The 19,567-nt window shown below is 67.5% G+C and carries 16 protein-coding genes; 9 read left to right on the top strand and 7 right to left on the bottom strand.

Annotated elements, in window-relative coordinates; genetic code table 11:
- Positions 1 to 123 precede the first annotated feature (123 nt).
- From CSC78_RS09855 to CSC78_RS09865, 3 genes are read left to right on the top strand one after another with little or no spacing between them, the layout of a single operon-like run.
- Entirely contained in the window at positions 124 to 1,968 is a 1,845-nt protein-coding gene (locus CSC78_RS09855; RefSeq protein WP_162337741.1) for an ABC-F family ATP-binding cassette domain-containing protein, read from the top strand.
- Positions 1,969 to 1,992: 24 nt separating this feature from the next.
- Positions 1,993 to 3,225 carry a cation:proton antiporter gene (locus tag CSC78_RS09860; RefSeq protein ID WP_162337742.1) on the top strand — a complete coding sequence of 411 codons (1,233 nt, stop codon included), beginning with the start codon at positions 1,993 to 1,995 and terminating at the stop codon, positions 3,223 to 3,225.
- 4 nt (positions 3,226 to 3,229) lie between these two features.
- Positions 3,230 to 3,562, top strand: coding sequence for an FmdB family zinc ribbon protein (locus CSC78_RS09865; protein WP_162337743.1), 333 nt, complete (start codon positions 3,230 to 3,232; stop codon positions 3,560 to 3,562).
- A 50-nt stretch (positions 3,563 to 3,612) separates the two neighbouring features.
- Here the strand turns inward: CSC78_RS09865 and CSC78_RS09870 are convergent, their stop codons facing one another.
- Positions 3,613 to 5,712 (bottom strand): phosphoglycerol transferase I, encoded by a 2,100-nt coding sequence (locus CSC78_RS09870; RefSeq protein ID WP_162337744.1) that lies wholly within the window; start codon positions 5,710 to 5,712, stop codon positions 3,613 to 3,615.
- A 254-nt stretch (positions 5,713 to 5,966) separates the two neighbouring features.
- Here CSC78_RS09870 and CSC78_RS09875 point away from each other — a divergent pair, with 254 nt between their 5' ends.
- Complete coding sequence (locus CSC78_RS09875) at positions 5,967 to 6,569, top strand: hypothetical protein (RefSeq protein ID WP_379608818.1); 603 nt, start codon at positions 5,967 to 5,969, stop codon at positions 6,567 to 6,569.
- A gap of 224 nt (positions 6,570 to 6,793) precedes the next feature.
- On the opposite strand, the gene CSC78_RS09880 is transcribed toward CSC78_RS09875, so the two are convergent.
- Positions 6,794 to 7,702 carry a DUF3011 domain-containing protein gene (locus CSC78_RS09880; protein ID WP_162337745.1) on the bottom strand — a complete coding sequence of 303 codons (909 nt, stop codon included), beginning with the start codon at positions 7,700 to 7,702 and terminating at the stop codon, positions 6,794 to 6,796.
- Between the two features lie 152 nt (positions 7,703 to 7,854).
- Between CSC78_RS09880 and aspS the strand changes: the two genes are divergently transcribed.
- Genes aspS through CSC78_RS09895 form a run of 3 tightly spaced genes read left to right on the top strand, consistent with a single transcriptional unit; the run spans position 7,855 to position 10,432 of the window.
- Positions 7,855 to 9,606 (top strand): aspartate--tRNA ligase, encoded by a 1,752-nt coding sequence (aspS, locus tag CSC78_RS09885; protein ID WP_162337746.1) that lies wholly within the window; start codon positions 7,855 to 7,857, stop codon positions 9,604 to 9,606.
- Positions 9,607 to 9,620: 14 nt separating this feature from the next.
- Entirely contained in the window at positions 9,621 to 9,914 is a 294-nt protein-coding gene (locus CSC78_RS09890; RefSeq protein WP_162337747.1) for a DNA primase, read from the top strand.
- Between the two features lie 2 nt (positions 9,915 to 9,916).
- Positions 9,917 to 10,432 carry a GNAT family N-acetyltransferase gene (locus tag CSC78_RS09895; protein ID WP_238391231.1) on the top strand — a complete coding sequence of 172 codons (516 nt, stop codon included), beginning with the start codon at positions 9,917 to 9,919 and terminating at the stop codon, positions 10,430 to 10,432.
- A gap of 836 nt (positions 10,433 to 11,268) precedes the next feature.
- Here the strand turns inward: CSC78_RS09895 and CSC78_RS09900 are convergent.
- Both CSC78_RS09900 and CSC78_RS09905 read right to left on the bottom strand, forming a co-directional pair.
- Positions 11,269 to 12,204 carry an alpha/beta fold hydrolase gene (locus CSC78_RS09900; RefSeq protein WP_162337748.1) on the bottom strand — a complete coding sequence of 312 codons (936 nt, stop codon included), beginning with the start codon at positions 12,202 to 12,204 and terminating at the stop codon, positions 11,269 to 11,271.
- A gap of 40 nt (positions 12,205 to 12,244) precedes the next feature.
- Positions 12,245 to 12,673, bottom strand: a complete 429-nt coding sequence (locus tag CSC78_RS09905; protein ID WP_162337749.1) for an organic hydroperoxide resistance protein — start codon at positions 12,671 to 12,673, stop codon at positions 12,245 to 12,247.
- Positions 12,674 to 12,795: 122 nt separating this feature from the next.
- On the opposite strand from CSC78_RS09905, the gene CSC78_RS09910 reads away from it, so the two are divergent.
- A complete protein-coding gene (locus CSC78_RS09910) occupies positions 12,796 to 13,623 on the top strand; it encodes an AraC family transcriptional regulator (RefSeq protein WP_162337807.1) in 828 nt (275 codons plus the stop codon).
- A gap of 4 nt (positions 13,624 to 13,627) precedes the next feature.
- Here the strand turns inward: CSC78_RS09910 and CSC78_RS09915 are convergent, their stop codons facing one another.
- From CSC78_RS09915 to CSC78_RS09925, 3 genes are read right to left on the bottom strand one after another with little or no spacing between them, the layout of a single operon-like run.
- Positions 13,628 to 14,749 carry a metallophosphoesterase gene (locus CSC78_RS09915; protein ID WP_162337750.1) on the bottom strand — a complete coding sequence of 374 codons (1,122 nt, stop codon included), beginning with the start codon at positions 14,747 to 14,749 and terminating at the stop codon, positions 13,628 to 13,630.
- Positions 14,746 to 15,765 carry a FecR family protein gene (locus CSC78_RS09920; protein WP_162337751.1) on the bottom strand — a complete coding sequence of 340 codons (1,020 nt, stop codon included), beginning with the start codon at positions 15,763 to 15,765 and terminating at the stop codon, positions 14,746 to 14,748. Before CSC78_RS09920 ends, CSC78_RS09915 begins: the two co-directional genes overlap by 4 nt.
- Complete coding sequence (locus CSC78_RS09925) at positions 15,762 to 16,310, bottom strand: RNA polymerase sigma factor (protein WP_202924157.1); 549 nt, start codon at positions 16,308 to 16,310, stop codon at positions 15,762 to 15,764. The genes CSC78_RS09920 and CSC78_RS09925 overlap by 4 nt, the downstream gene beginning before the upstream one ends.
- A gap of 168 nt (positions 16,311 to 16,478) precedes the next feature.
- Here CSC78_RS09925 and CSC78_RS09930 point away from each other — a divergent pair, with 168 nt between their 5' ends.
- A complete protein-coding gene (locus CSC78_RS09930) occupies positions 16,479 to 19,565 on the top strand; it encodes a TonB-dependent receptor (RefSeq protein WP_162337752.1) in 3,087 nt (1,028 codons plus the stop codon).
- Positions 19,566 to 19,567 lie beyond the last annotated feature (2 nt).

The raw sequence follows: 19,567 nt of genomic DNA on the forward strand, positions 1-19,567 counted from the left end.
GGTGCTACCTGTTCTGGTTACAGGGGCGGGAAGGGCGTGTCAATGCTTTGTTAACAAGTGTGAGCGGGTGCGCTATCGATAAACTACGCGGCCGTTTCTCCCCAAATCCCCTTAGGTTGTTTCTTGATCGCCCTTCGTAATTTCGCGCTCCGCCGCGGCGAGCGCCTGCTGCTGTCCAACGTCGACCTGACCCTGCATGCCGGCTATCGCGTGGGCGTGGTCGGCCGCAACGGCGCGGGCAAGTCCAGCCTGTTCGCCGCCGTGCAGGGCGAACTGGAAGCCGACAAGGGCGACCTGGACCTGCCCGGCAAGGTGCGCATCGCCAGCGTGGCGCAGGAAACCCCGTCGCTGCCCGATCCGGCGCTGATGTTCGTGCTCGGCGGCGATACCGAGGTCGCGGCGGTGCTGCAGGCCGAAGCCGATGCCAGCGCGCGCGAGGACTGGGAAGCGGTCGCCAACGCGCACCAGAAGATGGCCGAACTCGGCGCCTACGACGCCGAAGCGCGCGCGGGCAAGCTGCTGCACGGCCTGGGCTTCCCTGCCGACACGCACCACCGCGCGGTGTCGTCGTTCTCCGGCGGCTGGCGCGTGCGCCTGAACCTGGCGCGCGCGCTGATGATGCCCAGCGACCTGCTGCTGCTCGACGAACCCACCAACCACCTCGACATGGACGCGGTGCTCTGGCTGGAACAGTGGCTGCTGAAGTACCCCGGCACGCTGCTGCTGATCTCGCACGACCGCGAGTTCCTCGACAACGTCGCCACGCACACGCTGCACCTGCACGGCGGCGGTGCCAAGCTCTACACCGGCGGCTACACCGACTTCGAGCGCCAGCGCGCCGAACAGCTGCGCCAGCAGCAGATCGCGCACGAGAAGGAGCAGGCCGAACGCGCGCACCTGCAGAGCTTCATCGACCGCTTCAAGGCCAAGGCCTCGAAGGCGGCGCAGGCGCAGAGCCGCATGAAGCGCCTGGCCAAGCTGGCCGGCACCGAAGCGGTGCGCGCCGAGCGCGAGTTCCGCATCGAATTCGCCGAACCGGCCAAGCTGCCGTTCTCGCTGATCCGGTTGAACCATGTCGAAGCCGGCTATGGCCCCGATGCGGTGATCCTGCACGACGTCGGTTTCGGACTCGAAGCCGGCCAGCGCATCGGCCTGCTCGGCCCCAACGGCGCCGGCAAGACCACGCTGGTGAAGACGCTGGTGGGCGAACTGCCGGTGCTGGCCGGTGATCGCATGGCGCACCCGGACCTGCGCATCGGCTACTTCGCGCAGCACACGGTGGAGTCGCTGCACGAAGGCCAGTCGCCGATGGATCACTTCCGCGACCTGTCGCCGGACGCGAGCAACCAGTCGTTCCGTGATTTCCTGGGCAAGTGGAACTTCCCCGGCGACCGCGCGTTCGAGCCGGTCGACGGCTTCTCAGGCGGCGAGCGTGCGCGCCTGGCGCTGGCGCTGATCGCCTGGCAGCAGCCGAACGTGCTGCTGCTCGACGAGCCCACCAACCACCTCGACCTCGAGATGCGCGAAGCGCTGGCCGAAGCGCTCAGCGACTTCGACGGTGCCATCGTCATGGTGTCGCACGACCGCCACCTGATCGGCCTGGTGTGCGACACGTTCTGGCGCGTGGCCGACGGCAAGGTCGAACCGTTCGCCGGCGACCTCGATGAATACGCCGCCTGGCTGCGCACGCGCGCCTCCGCGCAGGGCAGCAAGCCGTTGCGCGCCGAACCAGCGCCGGCACCGAAGACCGCGCCGGCCCCTGCGCGCAAGGTCAATCCGGTGAAGCTGGCCGCCGCGGAAGCCAAGGTCGCCGAACTGGAAGGCAAGCTGGCCGATCTCGACGCGCAGCTCGCCGACCCGGACAGCTACGCCGATGCCGACCTCGCCGCACGGCTGGGCCGGGACCGCGAAGCACTGCAGCAGCAGCTCGCGAAGGCCGAAGCGGACTGGTCGGCGTTGTACGAATGATCTGCACTACTCCCTGAGATCGCCATGAGCCAGGAACTCGTCTATCTGCTGCTGATTTTCGGCCTGCTGGTGGTGCCGCGCGCCCTGCAGCGCTTCAGGGTGCCTGCGCCGCTGACCTGCCTGGTCTTCGGCATCGCGGCCATGCTGTGGCTGGGCGACCGCACACACGATCCGGTGATCGCGCTGCTCGCCACGCTGGGCATCTCCTCGCTGTTCCTGTTCGCGGGGCTGGAAGTCGATCTGCATGCGCTGCGCCGTGGGCTGTGGCCGTTGCTCGCCCATCTGGTGATCCGCAGCGCCACGCTGGCCGGGGTCGCCTGGCTGGCATGGCGGTACGCCGGACTGTCCTGGCAGGCGGCCGCCCTGCTGGCGTTGGCGCTGCTGACGCCTTCGACCGGTTTCATCATCGACACCCTGGGAAGGCTGGGGCTGGACGAAGCGGAGCGCTTCTGGGTCACCAACAAGGCGATCGCCGGTGAGCTGCTGGCGCTGGCGGCGCTGTTCCTGATCCTGCAGGCTGGCGATCCGGCGCACATGGCGCTGTCGTCGATGGCGCTGCTGGCGTTGCTGGTCGGGCTGCCGCTGCTGTTCGTCGCGCTCGGCCGCTGGGTCGCGCCGCAGGCGCCGGGCTCGGAGTTCTCGCTGCTGGTGATGGTGGGCCTGATCGCGGCCTTCGCGACCTACAAGCTGGGCGTGTACTACCTGGTCGGTGCGTTCATCGCCGGGCTGGTCGCGCGCCTGCTGCGGCAGCGCATGCCGGCGCTGGCCTCGGACGAGAACCTGCACGCCGTGCGCCTGTTCGCGACGTTCTTCGTGCCGTTCTATTTCTTCTACGCGGGCACCAAGGTGCCGGCCAGCGCGCTGAGCTGGACGGCACTGGGCATCGGTCTGCTGATCACCGCCGTGGTGCTGCCGCTGCGCATCGCCGTGGTCTGGGTGCAGCGCCGCGTGCTGTTCGGCGAGGACATGCGCAGCAGCCTGCGCGTGGCGCTGGCTCTGTCGCCGACGCTGATCTTTACCCTGGTGCTGGCCGCGATCCTGCGCGACCGCTTCGCCATCGACGACGCCCTGTTCGGTGGCTTGCTGCTCTACGCCAGCCTCAGCACGCTGTTGCCGTCACTGGTGTTCCGCACGCCGTTCGACGTCGACCCGCTGAGCGACGCACTGCCGCCGATCGAACAGGACGGCGCCGCACCGTCCCTTGAACCTGCGGCCGCCGACCCCCACGTGATCGCCCCGGAATACCCTCGAGCCTGACGCCATGCCCATCTATGCCTTCGAATGCACCCAGTGCGGCCACAGTTTCGACCGTCTGCAGAAGCTGTCCGATCCGGATCCCGATACCTGCCCGGCGTGCAGCGCCCATGCGGTCAAGCGGCAGCTGACCGCGCCGTCGTTCCGCCTGGCCGGCAGCGGCTGGTACGAGACCGACTTCAAGAAGGACGGCGACAAGAAGCGCAACCTCGCCGACGGCGGTGAGGGCGCCAAGCCGTCGGGTGAGGCGAAGCCTGCCGGCGACACCTCGTCGGTACCCAAGAGCGACGCACCGAAGGCGGACGCCAAGCCCAGCGCGTCCAAGCCCGCCGCGGAGTAACGCCAGGCCGCCGCGCCGCCTTGCACGGCGCGGTCGTTGCCATCAGGCCATCAGGAACGCGGACGGCCCGAAACGCGGGTCATGGCGATGCCCTCCAGCGGCATCTCCTCGGTGTAGTCCAGCCACGCGCGGATCACCAGGTCGTCCACGGCGGTGTCCAGCCACATCGGCAGGCGGATCTGGTCGCCGGCGCCCGGCGCCACGTTCACCCATTCGCGCGCATGGATCACCTTGCCATCCGCGGACACGGCTTCCAGCCAGAACGGATGACTGGGCAACCGCTGCGGGCGCAACCGCACCTGGTACTGCCCGGCCAGCATCCGTCGCGATTCGATGCTCAGGGTCAACGGCCGGCGAGGGCGTGGACGCGGTTCGTTGCTGGCTTCCAGCGGCGTATCGATCTTCACGCCGCGCGCGAGGTCGGCATCGGCGTACAGCTTCAGGTCGTTGTTGCGGTCCACCAGCAGCGCGCACCATTCGCCCAGCGGCAGCGCATCCTCGAACGCCGTGCAGCGGTCGACATAGGCCAGCACGTTGTCGGGATCGCGCATGAACTGGCGCGGCGCGTCCTCCAGCACGATCGAGCTGATGTTCCAGGTCTTGTCGTACTCCAGCATCACCGGCGGGCGGATCTGCTGGTCGCCCACCACCACGTGGTCGCCGTCCATGCGCAGCGTGCCCGTGTCGCGCCCCATCCACAGCTGGCGTGCGTAGCCCAGGTAGGGACGATACCCGGACGCATCGCCCTCGCGGGCGGCGAGGCTCGCACCATCCCTGGGCGGATCCGCCAGCAGCGAACGACCGAAGCCCAGCGCGGTCAGCTGCGGATGCAGCATCTGCAGGACCGTCGCGCCAGTGTCGAGCGTGCTGCCGCCACGATCGATCTGGCCCGCGGGCAGGTCGGGCGCCAGCATCAGCAACAGGTTCTCGCGCGGCATGTCCGCCAGCACGCCACTGAGATCGTTCGGCATGGCCAGGTGGTCCGAAGCGATCACGATGAGGGTGTCCTGCGCATACGGGCTGTTACGGATCCTGTCGACCAGCGAGGAAATCAGGCGGTCGGTGCACTTGAGTGCGTTGAGCAGGCCGACGTCGCCATGACGGCTCTCGTAGCGCTCACCCTTGCACGACACCGGCAGGTGGCCGGCGGGGTGGTGCGTATCCATCGTCAGCGTGGTCAGCATGAAGGGCGTGCCGCGCGCCGACAGGGTCAGGAAGTCCTCGAACACGTCATCGAGCAGGACATCGTCGTGAATGCCCCAGTCCGAGAAGTGCTCGCGCGCCACACCCGCCTGCTCGTAGTAGCCGCGTTCCTTGATCCGGTCGAAGCCGTGGCTGGCGAGGAAGCTGCCCTTCGCGGCGAACGAAGCATCCGCGCCGCCGCTGAAATGCAGGCGGTAGCCCTGCTGTTTCAGGTAGTCGCCCAGGCAGTACGCGCCGGGCAGGAAGCGGCCCATGCGGCCCATCGCGTTCTCGTCGCCGCGCGCGGTCGTCAACGGCACGCCGCACATCGACGACACCAGGCCGGCGATGGTCCAGCCGCTGCCTTCCGGCGACGCGATGCCGCGGAAGTCGGCGGCCTGTCCCGCCAGGCGCGACAGATGCGGCATCAGGTCCGGAAAGACCTGCTGGTCCAGGTACGTGCGCTCGAGGCTCTCGCCGTAGATCCAGACGATGTTGCGTGCCCGCTCCACGGGGACGTGCGGGATGGCGTATTCGGCGGACACGGCGGTGACGTTGGTCGGCAGCGTGGCCCGGTAGAGCCGCAGTCCATCGGCGAAGAGCGGACTGCCCACGACCGCTGCGACGAAGGTGAAGGCGAATGCCGCCGACAGCCACCCGCCGTGCCGGTGCATCCGGAAGCGGCGCACGCGAAGCAGCAGCAGCGAGGCCAGGGCGAGCAGGGAGAACACGGAGAACACCGCGATCACGTTGCGGAACTCGGCGATGCCCGCGCCCTTCAGGCCGGTCTGCAGGTGGTAGAGCGTGGCGGCATTGATGCCATCGCCACTCAGGCGATCCACCAGCCACCACAGCGCGAGCGACAGCAGCCATGCACAGAACACGGCCGCCTTGACGCGGCGCCAGCGGGGCGACGCCACCAGCAGGCAGGCGAGCAGCAGCGAGCACGGAACAAGCCAGAGGGACATCGTTCAGCCCTCCCGCATCGTTGCGCGGCTCCTTGCCCGCGATGGCGCGTGCGGTCGCAAGAATGTCATGAGTCGGTCAATCCCCTGCAACATGGATGTGCCGACGCTGCCATGCGCAAACTGAACATGATGTCGTCATGCGCGCATCGCGACCGCATGCGCCCTCATCATTCGCGCCTGTGACGTGCCTGCATTCCGCGGTATAAAGCAGCATTGCATCAGCGTGGGGAAAATGAATGAAGCGGACCGTGTGGATGATGGGTGGATACGCGTTGCTGGCCCTGGGCGCAGCGGCCTCGGCGCATGGCAGGGAGGCGCCGCTGCCGGCGGACGCGTTCCTCGCGTCACTGGCCGAGCATTGCGGCAAGGCCTACTCCGGCCGCATCACCGCGAACCAGCCGGCATCGACAACGCCCGACCCGTTCGAAGGCAAGACGCTGGTCATGCACGTGCGTGGCTGCGACGCGCCGACCGAGGAGATCCGCGTGCCCTTCCATGTCGGCGACGATCATTCGCGCACCTGGGTGCTGACGCGCACGGAGAATGGTTTGCGGCTCAAGCACGACCATCGACATGAAGACGGCAGCCCGGATCCGGTGACGATGTACGGCGGCGACACGGCGGTGGCGGGAACGCCGCAGCGCCAGGCGTTCCCGGTGGACGCCGAATCGGTGGCGATGTTCCAGCGCGAGGGCCTGTCGGCCTCGGTGACCAACACCTGGGCAATGGAAATGGTGCCGGCGAAGACCTTCGTTTACGAACTCAGCCGGCCGAACGGAAGGCTGTTCCGGGTGGAGTTCGACCTGGGCACGCCGGTTGAACTGCCGCCAGCGCCGTGGGGTACCGGCGAGGGCTGAAGCGCGCGTCTCGTCGCCAGGCAGGACCTGCAAGCGTCAACATGGGTCCCAGCTTTCGCTGGGACGACGAAAGCCAGAGATAACTCGACGCCGTCGTCCCAGCGAAAGCTGGGACCCAAATGGACGTTGGCTGCACGTCATATCGCGCAACTCTGTTGAAGCACGTCGCTGGGTCCCGGCCTTCGCCGGGATGACGGCTCTGGGAGGATCCAGCGCGACCGGATTCAGCGCGGTCCGAAGCGGCCGCGGCAACCGCGGTCCACCCACACCTGGTTGCCGGCGTAGCCCCAGCTGTAGCCTTCGCGGCAGCTGTTGTTGGACAGCTGCTGCAACAGGATCGGCCGGCCCTGGCGGGCGTCGTAGGCGCAGGTCCTGCGGCGGTTGTCGTCGCTGCTGCAGGTGATGGTGTAGCCGCTGTTGCCGCCGATCGAGCCGCCGTCGCGCGCAGCGAACTCTGCGCGGCAGCCGTTGCCCACGTAGACTTGGCCCTGCTGCGACTGCCAGCTCCGGCCCTCCACGCAGGCGGCACTCGACAGTTGCCGGGTCAGGCGCGAATGCCCCCGCCACGGCGTTCGGCAGGTCCTGCCGCGGCCATCGGAGCTTTCGCAGCGGATCGTGCCGGTGGACGAGGTGGTGGCGGCCGCGAATTCGCCACGACAGCCTTTCCACACGGTGATCAGGCCATCCTGCGAGCTCCAGGTCGTGCCTTCCTCGCAGCGGCTGTTGGACATCTGCCGCACCAGACGGGATGGGCCCCGCCACGGCGGCGTGCAGCGGCGCGCGTCGCCGCTCTTGCTCTCGCAGACGATGGTCCGCCCGCTGACCGGTGGCGGGTTGGGGTTCCAGCCGCCGTTGTTGCCACCCAGCGACTGGGCGATGTCCTGCTTGATGCGGCTGAAGGTCCAGTTGGAACGGTTGACCTGGTCCAGATAGAACCGCAACTGGTCGTCGGGGATTCGGCGGCCCCGGGACTGCTCGGAGTATTCGAGGCTGATCACCCGGGTCTGGTCCTGCACGGACAGCGTGCGCAGGTTCTCCGGCGCATAGGCCTTGGGCGTGATCTGGGCGACGGCGCTGCCGGCCGCCAGGGCCAGCAACAGTACGAAAACGGACTGCAACAACGGCTTCTTCATGGCGGCACCCTCCTGGGGAGGCGCCAGCATACGCCGGGAATGTTAATCCGGAGCAGAGGCCGGCCGGGGGAGCGGGTAAACTAACCGGCTAGGACGGCCGACGGCCGTTGCACCCCTTCCGGCCCCGGCCGGATGACCCCCTGGAGTTCCCCATGCGTACCCATTTCTGCGGCCTCGTCGACGAGGCCATGATCGGCCAGACCGTGACCCTGTGCGGCTGGACCGACGTCGCCCGCAACCTCGGCGGCGTCTGCTTCATCGACCTGCGCGACCACGAGGGCATCGTGCAGGTGACGGTGGATCCGTCCAGCGCCGAGGTGTTCAAGGTCGCCGCATCGCTGGGCTACGAGGACGTGCTGCAGGTCGAGGGCATCGTGCGTGCGCGCGAAGCCGTCAACAGCAAGATCCGCACCGGCAAGGTGGAAGTGATCGCCACGAACATCACCGTGCTCAACAAGGCCGAGCCGCTGCCGTTCCATCACCACGAGAACCCGGGCGAGGACATCCGCCTGAAGTATCGCTACCTGGACCTGCGCAGCGCCGACATGCAGCGCAAGCAGCGCACCCGCATCCGGCTGGTGCAGGCGCTGCGCCGCTGGCTGGACGCGCGCGGCTTCCAGGACATCGAAACGCCGATCCTGACCAAGGCCACGCCGGAAGGCGCGCGCGATTTCCTGGTGCCGGCGCGCATGCATCCGGGCGAGTTCTACGCACTGCCGCAGTCGCCACAGCTGTTCAAGCAGATCCTGATGGTGGCCGGCTTCGACCGCTACTACCAGATCGCGCGCTGCTTCCGCGATGAAGCGCTGCGCGCCGACCGCCAGCTGGAGTTCACCCAGCTCGACATGGAGTTCGCCTTCGTGCGCGAGCGCGACGTGCAGGACGCCGTCGAAGGCATGATCCGCGACATCTTCAAGGAAGTGATGGACGTCGAGCTGGCCAATCCGTTCCCGCGCATGACCTGGGCCGAGGCGATGCGTCGCTACGGCTCGGACAAGCCGGACCTGCGCATCGCGCTGGAACTGGTCGATGTGGCCGAGCTGGTGAAGTCCAGCGAATTCGCCGTGTTCACCGGTGCGGCCAACGATCCGGACGGCCGCGTCGCCGCGCTGCGCATCCCCGGCGGCGCGTCGCTGAGCCGCAAGCAGATCGACGAGTACGCCGCGCATGCCGCCAAGTACGGCGCCAAGGGCCTGGCCTACATCAAGATCGACGAGGCCGGCGCGGTCAGCTCGCCGATCCAGAAGTTCTTCGCGGAAGACGCGTTCGCCGCACTGCTGAAGCATGTGGGCGCCGGCAATGGCGACATCGTGTTCTTCGGTGCCGGTGGCTACAACAAGGTCTCCGACTTCATGGGCGCGCTGCGCCTGAAGGCCGGCAAGGACTTCGGCCTGGTGCAGGACGGCTGGACGCCGCTGTGGGTCACCGACTTCCCGATGTTCGAGTACGACGACGAAGCGCAGCGCTACGTCGCCCTGCATCACCCCTTCACCGCGCCCGCGGTCGACGACATCGGCGACCTGCGCGCGAACGCGAAGACGGCGGTGTCGCGCGGCTACGACATGGTGCTGAACGGCAACGAGATCGGCGGCGGCTCGATCCGTATCCATCGCCCCGACATGCAGAGCGCGGTGTTCGAGCTGCTCGGCATCGGCGCGGAAGAGGCGGAGGCCAAGTTCGGCTTCCTGCTGGATGCGTTGCGCTTCGGCGCGCCGCCGCACGGCGGCATCGCGTTCGGCATCGACCGCATCGCGGCGCTGATGGCCGGCACCGAGTCGATCCGCGACGTCATCCCGTTCCCCAAGACCACCAGCGCCCAGTGCCTGATGACCGGCGCGCCGTCGCCGATCCCGGACGAGCAGCTGGCGGAAGTCCACATCCAGGTTCGCCCCAAGAAGGACTGAGAGAGAAACACGCAATGACGGAATACGCTTTTTCGCTGGAGTGGGAACGCCTGGGCAATGAAGGCGCCGATGCGGGCCTGGTGACGGAACGCGCGCGCGTGTTCGGCGGCTGGCTGGTGCGCGTCGGCACGTCGCCTGCAGCGATGGCGGTGACCTTCGTGCCGGACGGCCAGGGCCGCTGGGACGGCGAGGACTTCGGCGAAGACGACTACGAAGAAGACGAAGAAGAGTACGAAGAGGAAGACGAGGACGCCGACGAAGAAGACGAGTCGGACGAGGAAGACGACGAGGAAGAAGAGGACGTGTAAGCGTGCAGATCCGTCGCGCCACCGTGGATGATGCGCAGTTCGTCTCCGACCTGGCATCGCGCAGCTTTACCGAGACCTTCGGCCATCTGTATCCGGCCGAAGATCTGGCGGCGTTCCTCGCCTATGCGTACGACGTCGAGAAACAGCGCGTCATCCTGTCTCACCCGGACTACGCGGTGTGGCTGCTGGAGGACGACGGCGTTGCGGTGGGACACGCGGCCGCCGGTCCTTGCGGCTTGCCGCATCCGGACGTGCAGGCGGGCGATGGCGAGCTGAAGCGGCTGTATGTGCTGGCGTCGCATCAGAATGGCGGCTGGGGCGGGAAGCTGTTCGCCGAGGTGGAGCGCTGGCTGTTGAGGGACGGGCCGCGGACCTTGTGGATCGGGGTGTGGTCGGAGAATTTCGGCGCGCAACGGTTCTATGAGCGGCAGGGGTTCGTGCGAGTGGGGGAGTACAAGTTTCCGGTGGGGAAGACGTTGGATGATGAGTTCATCCTGCGGCGGGGTGCTTTCGTTTGACTGAAAGAGCGTTCCGCTAGCCCTTCGGGCCAGCGGGTGACTTTTCTTTGTTGGCGCAAAGAAAAGTCACCAAAAGAAAGCGCCCTCCCCGACGAAGCAATCCCATCGTAGTGCTGCCATCGGGATTTTCCGACTCGCCATCCTGGCGAGGCCGAAAACGGCAGACATCCTTGTCCGCCGCCCTTCGGGTCTGGTGGGTTCGCGGGAGCGGCGGTGTGGTCAAGCAAGGTCCGAATAGCTGCCGTCATCCCCGCGCAGGCGGGGACCCAGCGACTTCCGGCCATGGAAAGCAAAGGCACTGGGTTCCCGCTTTCTCAGGAATGACGGGCAGATGCTGCGTTGTTCAGAGAATCCAAGACGATCAGTGCCAGACGGCGGACGTCCTTGTCCGCCGCCCTTCGGGTCTGGTGGGATCGCTGGTGCATCGATGCGGTCAAGCGAAGTCCGAATAACCTCCGTCATCCCCGCGAAGGCGGGGACCCAGCGACTTCCGGCTATGGAAAGCAAAGACACTGGGTTCCCGCTCTCGCGGGAATGATGGGCAGACGCTGCGTTGTTCAGAGAATTCCAGACGATCAGTGCCAGACGGCGGACATCCTTGTCCGCCGCCCTTCGGGTCTGGTGGGATCGCGGGAGCGGCGGTGTGGCTATTTGAGTAACCGCCGTCATCCCCGCGCAGGCGGGGACCCAGCGACTTCCGGCCACGGAAAGCAAAGGCACCGGGTTCCCGCTTGTCGCGGGAATGACGGGCAGACGGTGCGTTGTTCAGAGAATCACTGAAGATCAAAAGCGAACGGCCGCGTATGCGGCCGTTGCTGTTTGCGGAGGCTTGTTCCTTACTTCTGCAGGAAGTCGAGCAGGTCCTGGTTGACGCGATCCTTGTGGGTGTCGGTCAGGCCGTGCGGGGCGCCTGCGTAGACGATCAGCTTGGCGTTCTTGATCAGCGCGGCGGAGGCCTTGCCGGCGGCGTCGATGGGAACGATCTGGTCGTCGTCGCCGTGGATCACCAGGGTGGGGATGTCGAACTTCTTCAGGTCGGCGCGGAAGTCGGTGGCGGAGAACGCGGCGATGGAGTCGTACGTGTTCTTGTGGCCGCCTTGCATGCCCTGCGCCCACCAGCTGTCGATCAGGCCCTGCGAGACCTTCGCGCCGGGGCGGTTGAAGCCGTAGAACGGACCCGAGGCGATGTCCTTGTACAGCTGCGCACGGTTGTCCAGCGAGCCCTTGCGGAGGCCGTCGAACACCTCGATCGGCAGGCCGCCCGGGTTGTCGGCGGTCTTCAGCATCAGCGGCGGCACGGCGCTGATCAGCACGGCCTTTTTGACCCGGCCGGTGCCATGGCGGCCGATGTAGCGCGCCACTTCGCCGCCGCCGGTGGAGAAGCCCACTAGGGTCACGTCCTTCAGGTCCAGCGTGTTGATCACGGTGGCCAGGTCGTCGGCGTAATGGTCCATGTCGTTGCCGTCCCACGGCTGGCTGGAGCGGCCGTGGCCGCGACGGTCGTGGGCGACCACGCGGTAACCCTTGGAAGCCAGGAAGATCATCTGCGATTCCCAGCTGTCCGAGGACAGCGGCCAGCCGTGGCTGAAGGTGACGACCGGGCCGTTCTTCGGGCCCCAGTCCTTGTAGTAGAGCTGCACGCCGTCGGCGGTGGTGAGCGTGCTGGCAGTGCGTTCGACGGCGACCGGCGCGGTGGCAGGCTGGGCGGCGAAGCTGGCCTGGGTGGCGACGGCCAGCAGCGTGGCGGCCATGGTGCGGGTGAATACATTCATGGGTTCGGTTCCTGCAAGGGGTGGTGGGTCAGGAAAGCGTTCAGGCGGCGAGTACCAGCGTCACGTCGATGTTGCCGCGCGTGGCGTTGGAGTACGGGCAAACGATGTGGGCGGCGTCGACGAGGGCCTGCAGCTGCTCGCGGTCCACGCCCGGGGCGGCGATGGTCAGTTCGGCCTGGATGCCGAAGCCGGTGGGGATCTGGCCGATGCCGACCTTGCCGGTGACGGTGGTGGAGGCGGGAAGGGCGACCTTCTGCTTGCCGGCGACGAACTTCAGCGCGCCCAGGAAGCAGGCCGAGTAGCCTGCGGCGAACAGCTGTTCCGGATTGGTGCCGTCGCCGCCGGCGCCGCCCAGCTCGCGCGGGGTGATCAGCTTGACGTCGAGTACGCCGTCGGACGAGGTGGCTTGGCCTTCGCGGCCCCCCGAGGCGGTGGCGGTGGCGGTGTAGAGGATCTTTTCGATGGACATGGCGGTTTCCTTGGTGGGTTGGGAAGCGGGAGGCGGGTGGCCGTCCGGTGAGGTGTACTTTGCGCGCCATTCCTGTACGAAAGGTGATATAGAATCCTGAAAACTTGATCTGGAGTTCCGACATGGTCGATCGGCTGGCGGTCCTGCTGGACCGGTTCTCGGTCAGCGCGCAGGTGTTCAATGCCGGTGCGCTGTGCGGCATCAATACGCTGGAGGCGGAAACGGGCGTGGGGCAGCTGCACCTGATCCGGCAGGGGCCGCTGGAGGTGGTCTACGGCACCACGTCGCTGCGCATCGACGAGCCCAGCCTGCTGCTGTTCCCGCGCGCGCTGACGCACCGCTTCATCAGCGACGCGGTACGCGGTGCCGACATGACCTGCGCGACGTTGCGGTTCGAGGGCGGCGACCAGAATCCGATCTGTGCGGCGTTGCCCGACGCGGTCTGCCTGCCCTTGTCGGGCATCCATGGCGCCGGGGACGTGCTGGCGCTGCTGTTCGAGGAGGCTTTCACCCAGCGCTGCGGACGCACGGCGCTGGTCAACCGCCTGTTCGAAGTGGTGATGATCCAGGTGTTGCGCCAACTGATGGAAAGCGGCGAAGTGAAGGGCGGCATGCTTGCCGGGCTGGGACATCCGCGCCTGCGCAATGCCATTGTCGCGATGCACGAGGCGCCGGCGAAGGACTGGTCGCTGGAGGATCTGGCGCGCGTGGCGGGCATGTCGCGCACGGTGTTCGCGTCGAGCTTCCGCGAGTCGCTGGGCATCACGCCCGGGCAATACCTGCAGGGGTGGCGCGTCGGCCTGGCGCAGCAGGCGCTGCGGCATGGCAAGCCGTTGAAGGTGGTGGCGTCGGACGTGGGCTACGGCAGCGAAGCCGCGCTGTCGCGCGCGTTCAAGGCGCACAGCGGCGTGTCGCCGCGGGAATGGAAGCGGCAGCAGGTCGCCGCCTGAACATTCAGTCCTTGTCGGGCGGCGCAACCTGGCGCTCGGGTAGCGCCTCGCGCGTGCCGTCCAGCAGGCCGCGACTCAGCTGTCCCTTGTCGATGAAGAGCAGCTGCCCGGATTCGCCGCGCTTGATGCCGCTGTCGATGGCGATGATGCGGCCACCGTGGAAGCTCACTACTTCGTCCATCGTGGTGTGCCCGACCACGATCCGCGCCAGGCCAAGCCGGTCGACGACGCGGCCCACGGCCGGGGTATCGAGCTCGCCATTGAAATAGCCGCGGTACCAGATCGGGCTGCGCTTGCCGTCGTACAGGCGCGCGGTCGCCGGATCGGCCTTCACCGTGTCCTTGGCGACGCCCAGCGAACCGCGGTACGTCGCGTTGGTGGCATCGATGCCGGTGACCAGGTCCAGGTTTTCCGGTGCGATGCCGCCATGCAGGAACAGCGTGTCGCCCAGCTTCAGCATCACCGGACGCGTGCGCAGCCAGCCGCCGATCACCGTGTCGGCGCCATACAGCGCGGAATAGGGACGGCCGAGCAGGCGCGCGACCTCGACATACTTCGGATTGATGTAGCGCAGGTCGTCGTAGAGCACCATGGTTTCATGGTTGCCCAGCAGGAAGTGCACCGCGCCGCCGGCGGCATGCGCTTGCTGCTGCAACTGGAACAGCAGCCAGAACACCTCGTTGACCTTGTCGCCGCGATCGAACACGTCGCCGGTGATGACCAGGTGGTCGCGACCGAGCGCCCAGTTGTCGTTGCCGTCGATCACGCGATGCGCGCGCAGCAGCTTCACCATCAGGTCGTACTGCCCGTGGATGTCGGACAGTGCGACGATGCGGCCGCCGGTGTACGGCACGGATTCCGGGTCCGCGACGTGGTTCGGAATCACCGCCGGTCGACCGTAGCCGCAACGCGGTGCGATCACGGTGTCCTTGCGTCGCTTGCGTTGCACGTCATGTTCGACCTTGCCGTCGCAGACCCACCAGGCGTCATAGCGGCGCGCGGTCGTCTGGAACACGTACGGACCATCGTCTAGCGTCGCTGCGGGCTGTCCGGTGACCTCTTCTGCCACGACCGGCGACAGCCAGGCGAGGGCGAGACCGGCCGCAAGAAGGCGTCTGCGCATCATGGCGATTTACCCAGCACATGCGTGCCGTTGGCGGTGTGGTGTTCCGGGATGCCGTAGACCTCGCCCAGCGCGCCGATGAAGCCGTCGACGTCGTCGCCGCGGAAAACGCCGCTGACGCGCTGGGCGCCGAGTGCGGGGTCCGCCAGCACCACGCGGTTCGTGCTGTAGCGATTGAACTCGGCCACGGCCTCGGCGAGCGGCGTGTCGCTGAAGACCAGGCGTCCACTCAGCCATGCCGGGCGCGCCCCGGCGGCGACGGTCGTCGCGCGCATCTGCATGCGGCCTGCGGACAGGCGCGCCTGCTGGCCCGGCACCAGCACGCCCAGGCGCTGCACCGGCGCCTCGGCAGCCGCGCGTGCGCGCAGTTCCACGCTGCCTTCGTACAGGGCGACATCAGCCGCGCCGGCAACATGGGAAACCTCGAATTGCGTACCGAGGGCGCGGACGCTGCCGGCGTCGGTGACCACGTCGAACGGACGCGCGGCGTCCTTGGCCACCTGGAAGAAGGCGCGGCCCTGCTCCAGCACGATATGCCGGCCGCCACGGTCGTAGCGCACGCTGAGGTGCGTGCCCGCGTCCAGATCGACGCGGGAACCATCGTCCAACTGCACCGAGCGGCGTTCGCCCACCGCAGTCCGGTAGGCGGCTTCCGTGGGCGCCGTCAGGCGCAGCGCCGCAAAGGTGCCGACGGCCAGCAGCGCGAGCGTCGCGGCCATCGCGGCGGGCCAGCGTCGCCGCGCGGTGCGCGCCTGCACCGGTGCGGCCTGCGGCGCACGCGAAGCCCCGGCGATGCGCCTGCCGATCTCCGGCGACGTCGCAAAGTCGCCGAACGAAGACCACAAGGCCTCCACGCGCGCATAGGCATCGCGGTGGTCGCGGCTGGCCTCCAGCCACTGCTGCCACGCCCGGCGGTCGCCTTCGCTGGCATCGTCGGCGCGCAGCCGCACGAACCAGCGGGTCGCCTGCTGGTCGACGCCGTCACCGCCATCGATGAGGGTAAGGTCCGGTCTGCTCATGGCTCCGCCAGGCGTGCCTGCAGGTGGAGCAGCGCGCGCATCATGTGTTTTTCCACCGCACTCACGCTGACCTGCAGCTGCCGCGCGATGGCGGTGTAGGTCATGCCTTCGTAGCGTTGCAGCAGGAACACCTGCCGGCAGCGCGGCGACAGTTCGTCCAGCGCCGACAGCAGGCGTTCCAGCCGCTCCCTGCTTGCGTAGACGTCGTCGGTGGCGGGTTCCTCACTGGGCAATTCGTGCAGGGTGTCGTCGAGCGGGTCGTGCAGCCCGGTGTGGTGGCTGCGTTCGCGCCGGAAACGGTCGCGCAGCAGGTTGGCCGCGATCCGCACCACGTAAGCCTCGGCGTGGTCCACCTGCGTAGGCGAGCGCACCAGGCGCATGAGGGCTTCCTGGGCCAGGTCCTCGGCATCCGCCTCGTGTTGCAGGTGCCGGCGGAAGTAGCGCACCAGCATCGGCCGGAAGCGCTGGGTATCGGCCGTCGCGGTGTCGTGGCCGGCTGCGGTGGCGGCGTCGCCACCGGCGGTGCGTTGTGGAATCGGATTCACGCGACGGGTGTCCGGAGGCTGCGGTGCGCAGAGAAAAGTAAGCGGAGGCACCGCGCGACGCAACCGCACGCGACGCAGTGAGGAATCGCCGATGCGCTGCGTCTGCCTTGAAAGGGGAGCGCCATCCGATATCTCACATTTCCCAGCACGTCCAAGGGGGACGACTTGATGAAGACCACCACGCCGCACCGCCGCACCGTCATGTCACTGGCTCTGGCCACCGCCCTCGGCGCATCGCTGATGGCCGCGGCCCCGGTGTCGGCGGCGCAGACATCGTCCACCCACCAGTTCGCGGTCGGCAGCCAGCCGCTCGGCGATGCGCTCAACCGCGTCGCGCAGACGGCCGGCGTGCAGATCATGGTGCCGCCCGACCTGGTGCGCGGACGCACCGCACCCACGCTGTCGGGGCAGTACACCGTCAACCAGGCGCTGGACAAAGTGCTGGACGGCAGCGGCCTGACCCATCGCAGCACGCGTGGCGGCGTCATCACGGTGGCGCGCGCGCAGGAGACCACGACACCCGCGAAAGCCCCGGCACCGGCACCGAAGCCCGTCCCGGCGGCCGCGGACAATCCTCCCGACACGCAGGACCTGGCCGCCGTGCAGGTGACCGGCTCGCGCATCAAGCGCGCGGAGATCGAAGGCCCGTCGCCGGTCACCATCATCACCGCGCAGCAGATCGAGGCCGAAGGCCATGCCACGGTGTTCGAGGCGCTCGACTCGCTGGTCATGGCCGGCGGCGCCGTCGAGACGGAATTGTCGGGTGGCTTTTCCGCCAATGCCCACCCGCTCAATCTGCGTGGCCTGGGACCCGGGCGCTCGCTGCTGCTCATCGACGGGCGCCGCGCCGCCGACTATCCGTTTCCCTACGGTGGACGGAGCAATTTCCAGAATTTCGGCAACATTCCCTCGGGTGCGGTGGAACGGATCGAAGTGCTGGCGGGCGGTGCGTCCGCGATCTACGGCGCCGATGCCGTGTCCGGCGTAGTGAACATCGTCCTGAAGAAGGGTTATGAAGGCGACGAGGTCAAGCTGCGCGGCGGTACCAGCACGATGGGCGGGCGGGATCGCGTGGACCTGCAATGGACGGGCGGGAAAACGGGAGAGCAGTGGGGGCTGACCTACGCGTTCCAGTACTACGCGCAGGAGCTCCTGTACGGAACGCAGCGAGACGACTGGGATGCCCGCCTCGATCCCACCGCTGATCCGCGCACCGGCGTGGTGCCGCCGACGGGCCTGCGCATCCGCCTCGGCGCGGACAGCAGCAGTCGGCCGCTGTGGCAGTTTCCGGAGGGCACGTGCGAGCAGTGGGGCGGCGACTTCCATGACACGCCCTACCTGCGCATCAGCGGCGGCCAGGTGCGGGACATGGGCAATTTCTGCGGGTACTGGGGCGATGCACGCAACCAGAGCCTGAGCAAGGGCAAGAACGAACTGGCCGGCTACCTGTTCGGCACGTGGACGTTCTCGCCCGACCTGGAGGGCTGGGCGTCGTTGCAGGCGTGGCACGCGAAAGCGACGTCGAACGGCGGCTTCGAAAGCATCACCGGTCCGCACACCAATGGGGTGGGTCGCATCGGCGCCTTCTACGATCCGCAGTTCGGCACCGTGATCGGCCTGGACCGTTATCTGACCCCGTACGAACTGGGCGGCGTCTCGGCAATGGACCAGCACTACAAGGAATTCTCCGTGGACGTGGCCGCGGGGCTGCGCGGGCGCGTTGGCCGGTTCGATTGGGAAGCGACGCTGAGCCATGCGGAGTACTACTTCGAACGCAACCGCCGCCGCATGGTGGGTGACCGGGTGAACGAATGGTTCTTCAGCGAGCAGCAGGGCGTCACCGGTAGCGGCGATCCGATCTACCAGTTGAACCTGGATCACTGGCTGAGGCCACTCACTGCCGCAGAGTACGCGTCACTGTCGACCATCGCCCATTACGAGGCCGAGTCGTGGGTGGACACGGCCAGTTTCGTGATGACGGGCGATCTGTTCGACCTGCCTGCGGGCCCGGTCGGTTCGGCCTTCATCGTCGAGGCCAGTCGGCAGGGCTACGACATGGACAGCGATCCGCGCGTGCAGCCCGATGTGGCGGAGCTGTACAACCTCACCGGCACGAATGGCGGCGGCGACCGCGAGCGCTATGCCCTGGGTGTCGAGTTCAGCATCCCGCTGCACGAAACGCTCAAGGCGAGCCTGGCCGGGCGCTATGACAAGTACAACGACATCACCGACCTGGGGGATGCGAAGACGTGGAATGCCGGCCTGGAGTGGCGTCCCGTGGACTCCCTGCTGGTCAGGGGCAGCTACGCGACCAGCTTCAAGGCGCCGGACATGCACTGGGTGTTCAGCGAAGGCAGCGGCAGCTTCGGTTCGCACACCGATGCCCTGCGCTGCATTTCCGCGGGCGACAATCCGGATTGCGAGGGTTACGACTTCTCGATGATGACCATCTCGCGCGGCGACGCGGCGCTGGAAGAGGAGACCGGGAAGTCGTGGGGCATCGGCTTCGTCTGGGACGTCACCGACGGCATGTCCGTCAACGTGGATTACTGGAACATCGAACTGGACGGCGCCATCGACCTGCTCGAGGCGGACAACGTGCTGGCCGACGAGGCGGGCTGCCGCACCGGTCTCCGGCTGGACGGATCGCCGTTCGGGTTCGCCGCCGATTCCGGCTACTGCCAGACGATCCTGTCGCGCGTGACCCGCGTAGCGGATCCTGGCGATCCGAACGGTCGGGTCACCCAGGTCCTGTCCGGACCGATCAACCAGTCCTATCTGCGCGTGGCGGGCATCGATGCCGGCTTCCGCTGGAGGATGCCGACGGATCGCTTCGGCCGCTTCACGTTTGGGCTGGACTGGTCGCACACGCTGGCGTCCGAGCGCCAGTTGTACGCGGGTGATCCGGTGGATCGCGACTGGCGCGACGACCCGGAAAACCTGGACTTCCGCAGCAAGGCCAAGGCATCGGTGAGCTGGCGCGGCGGCGACTGGAGCGCCAACCTGTCGAGTACGCGCTACGGCAGCCTGCCCAAGCTGGACAGCGAGGCGGGCAGGACCGGAGTCCACTTCCTGTGGAACGCCAATCTCGGCAAGCAGATCACCGACAAGGCGAAGGTCACGTTCTACGTGAACAACCTGTTCAACAACCTGCATCCGGAAGACGAAACGAACGGCGACTTCCCGTTCTTCTACGATGCCTACAACCCGATCGGCCGCGAGGTCGCCGTGCAGTTCGAGTACACGTTCCACTGATC

Source organism: Pseudoxanthomonas japonensis, from assembly GCF_010093445.1.
GTDB lineage: Bacteria > Pseudomonadota > Gammaproteobacteria > Xanthomonadales > Xanthomonadaceae > Pseudoxanthomonas_A > Pseudoxanthomonas_A japonensis.

What these genes read in the sequence shown, in the direction of transcription:
- CSC78_RS09860 (WP_162337742.1), top strand. Translation starts at nt 1,993, where the DNA reads ATGAGCCAGGAACTCGTCTATCTGCTGCTGATTTTCGGCCTGCTGGTG.
- CSC78_RS09865 (WP_162337743.1), top strand. Translation starts at nt 3,230, where the DNA reads ATGCCCATCTATGCCTTCGAATGCACCCAGTGCGGCCACAGTTTCGAC.
- CSC78_RS09870 (WP_162337744.1), bottom strand. Translation starts at nt 5,712, where the DNA reads ATGTCCCTCTGGCTTGTTCCGTGCTCGCTGCTGCTCGCCTGCCTGCTG.
- CSC78_RS09875 (WP_379608818.1), top strand. Translation starts at nt 5,967, where the DNA reads ATGATGGGTGGATACGCGTTGCTGGCCCTGGGCGCAGCGGCCTCGGCG.
- CSC78_RS09880 (WP_162337745.1), bottom strand. Translation starts at nt 7,702, where the DNA reads ATGAAGAAGCCGTTGTTGCAGTCCGTTTTCGTACTGTTGCTGGCCCTG.
- aspS (WP_162337746.1), top strand. Translation starts at nt 7,855, where the DNA reads ATGCGTACCCATTTCTGCGGCCTCGTCGACGAGGCCATGATCGGCCAG.
- CSC78_RS09890 (WP_162337747.1), top strand. Translation starts at nt 9,621, where the DNA reads ATGACGGAATACGCTTTTTCGCTGGAGTGGGAACGCCTGGGCAATGAA.
- CSC78_RS09900 (WP_162337748.1), bottom strand. Translation starts at nt 12,204, where the DNA reads ATGAATGTATTCACCCGCACCATGGCCGCCACGCTGCTGGCCGTCGCC.
- CSC78_RS09905 (WP_162337749.1), bottom strand. Translation starts at nt 12,673, where the DNA reads ATGTCCATCGAAAAGATCCTCTACACCGCCACCGCCACCGCCTCGGGG.
- CSC78_RS09910 (WP_162337807.1), top strand. Translation starts at nt 12,796, where the DNA reads ATGGTCGATCGGCTGGCGGTCCTGCTGGACCGGTTCTCGGTCAGCGCG.
- CSC78_RS09915 (WP_162337750.1), bottom strand. Translation starts at nt 14,749, where the DNA reads ATGATGCGCAGACGCCTTCTTGCGGCCGGTCTCGCCCTCGCCTGGCTG.
- CSC78_RS09920 (WP_162337751.1), bottom strand. Translation starts at nt 15,765, where the DNA reads ATGAGCAGACCGGACCTTACCCTCATCGATGGCGGTGACGGCGTCGAC.
- CSC78_RS09930 (WP_162337752.1), top strand. Translation starts at nt 16,479, where the DNA reads ATGAAGACCACCACGCCGCACCGCCGCACCGTCATGTCACTGGCTCTG.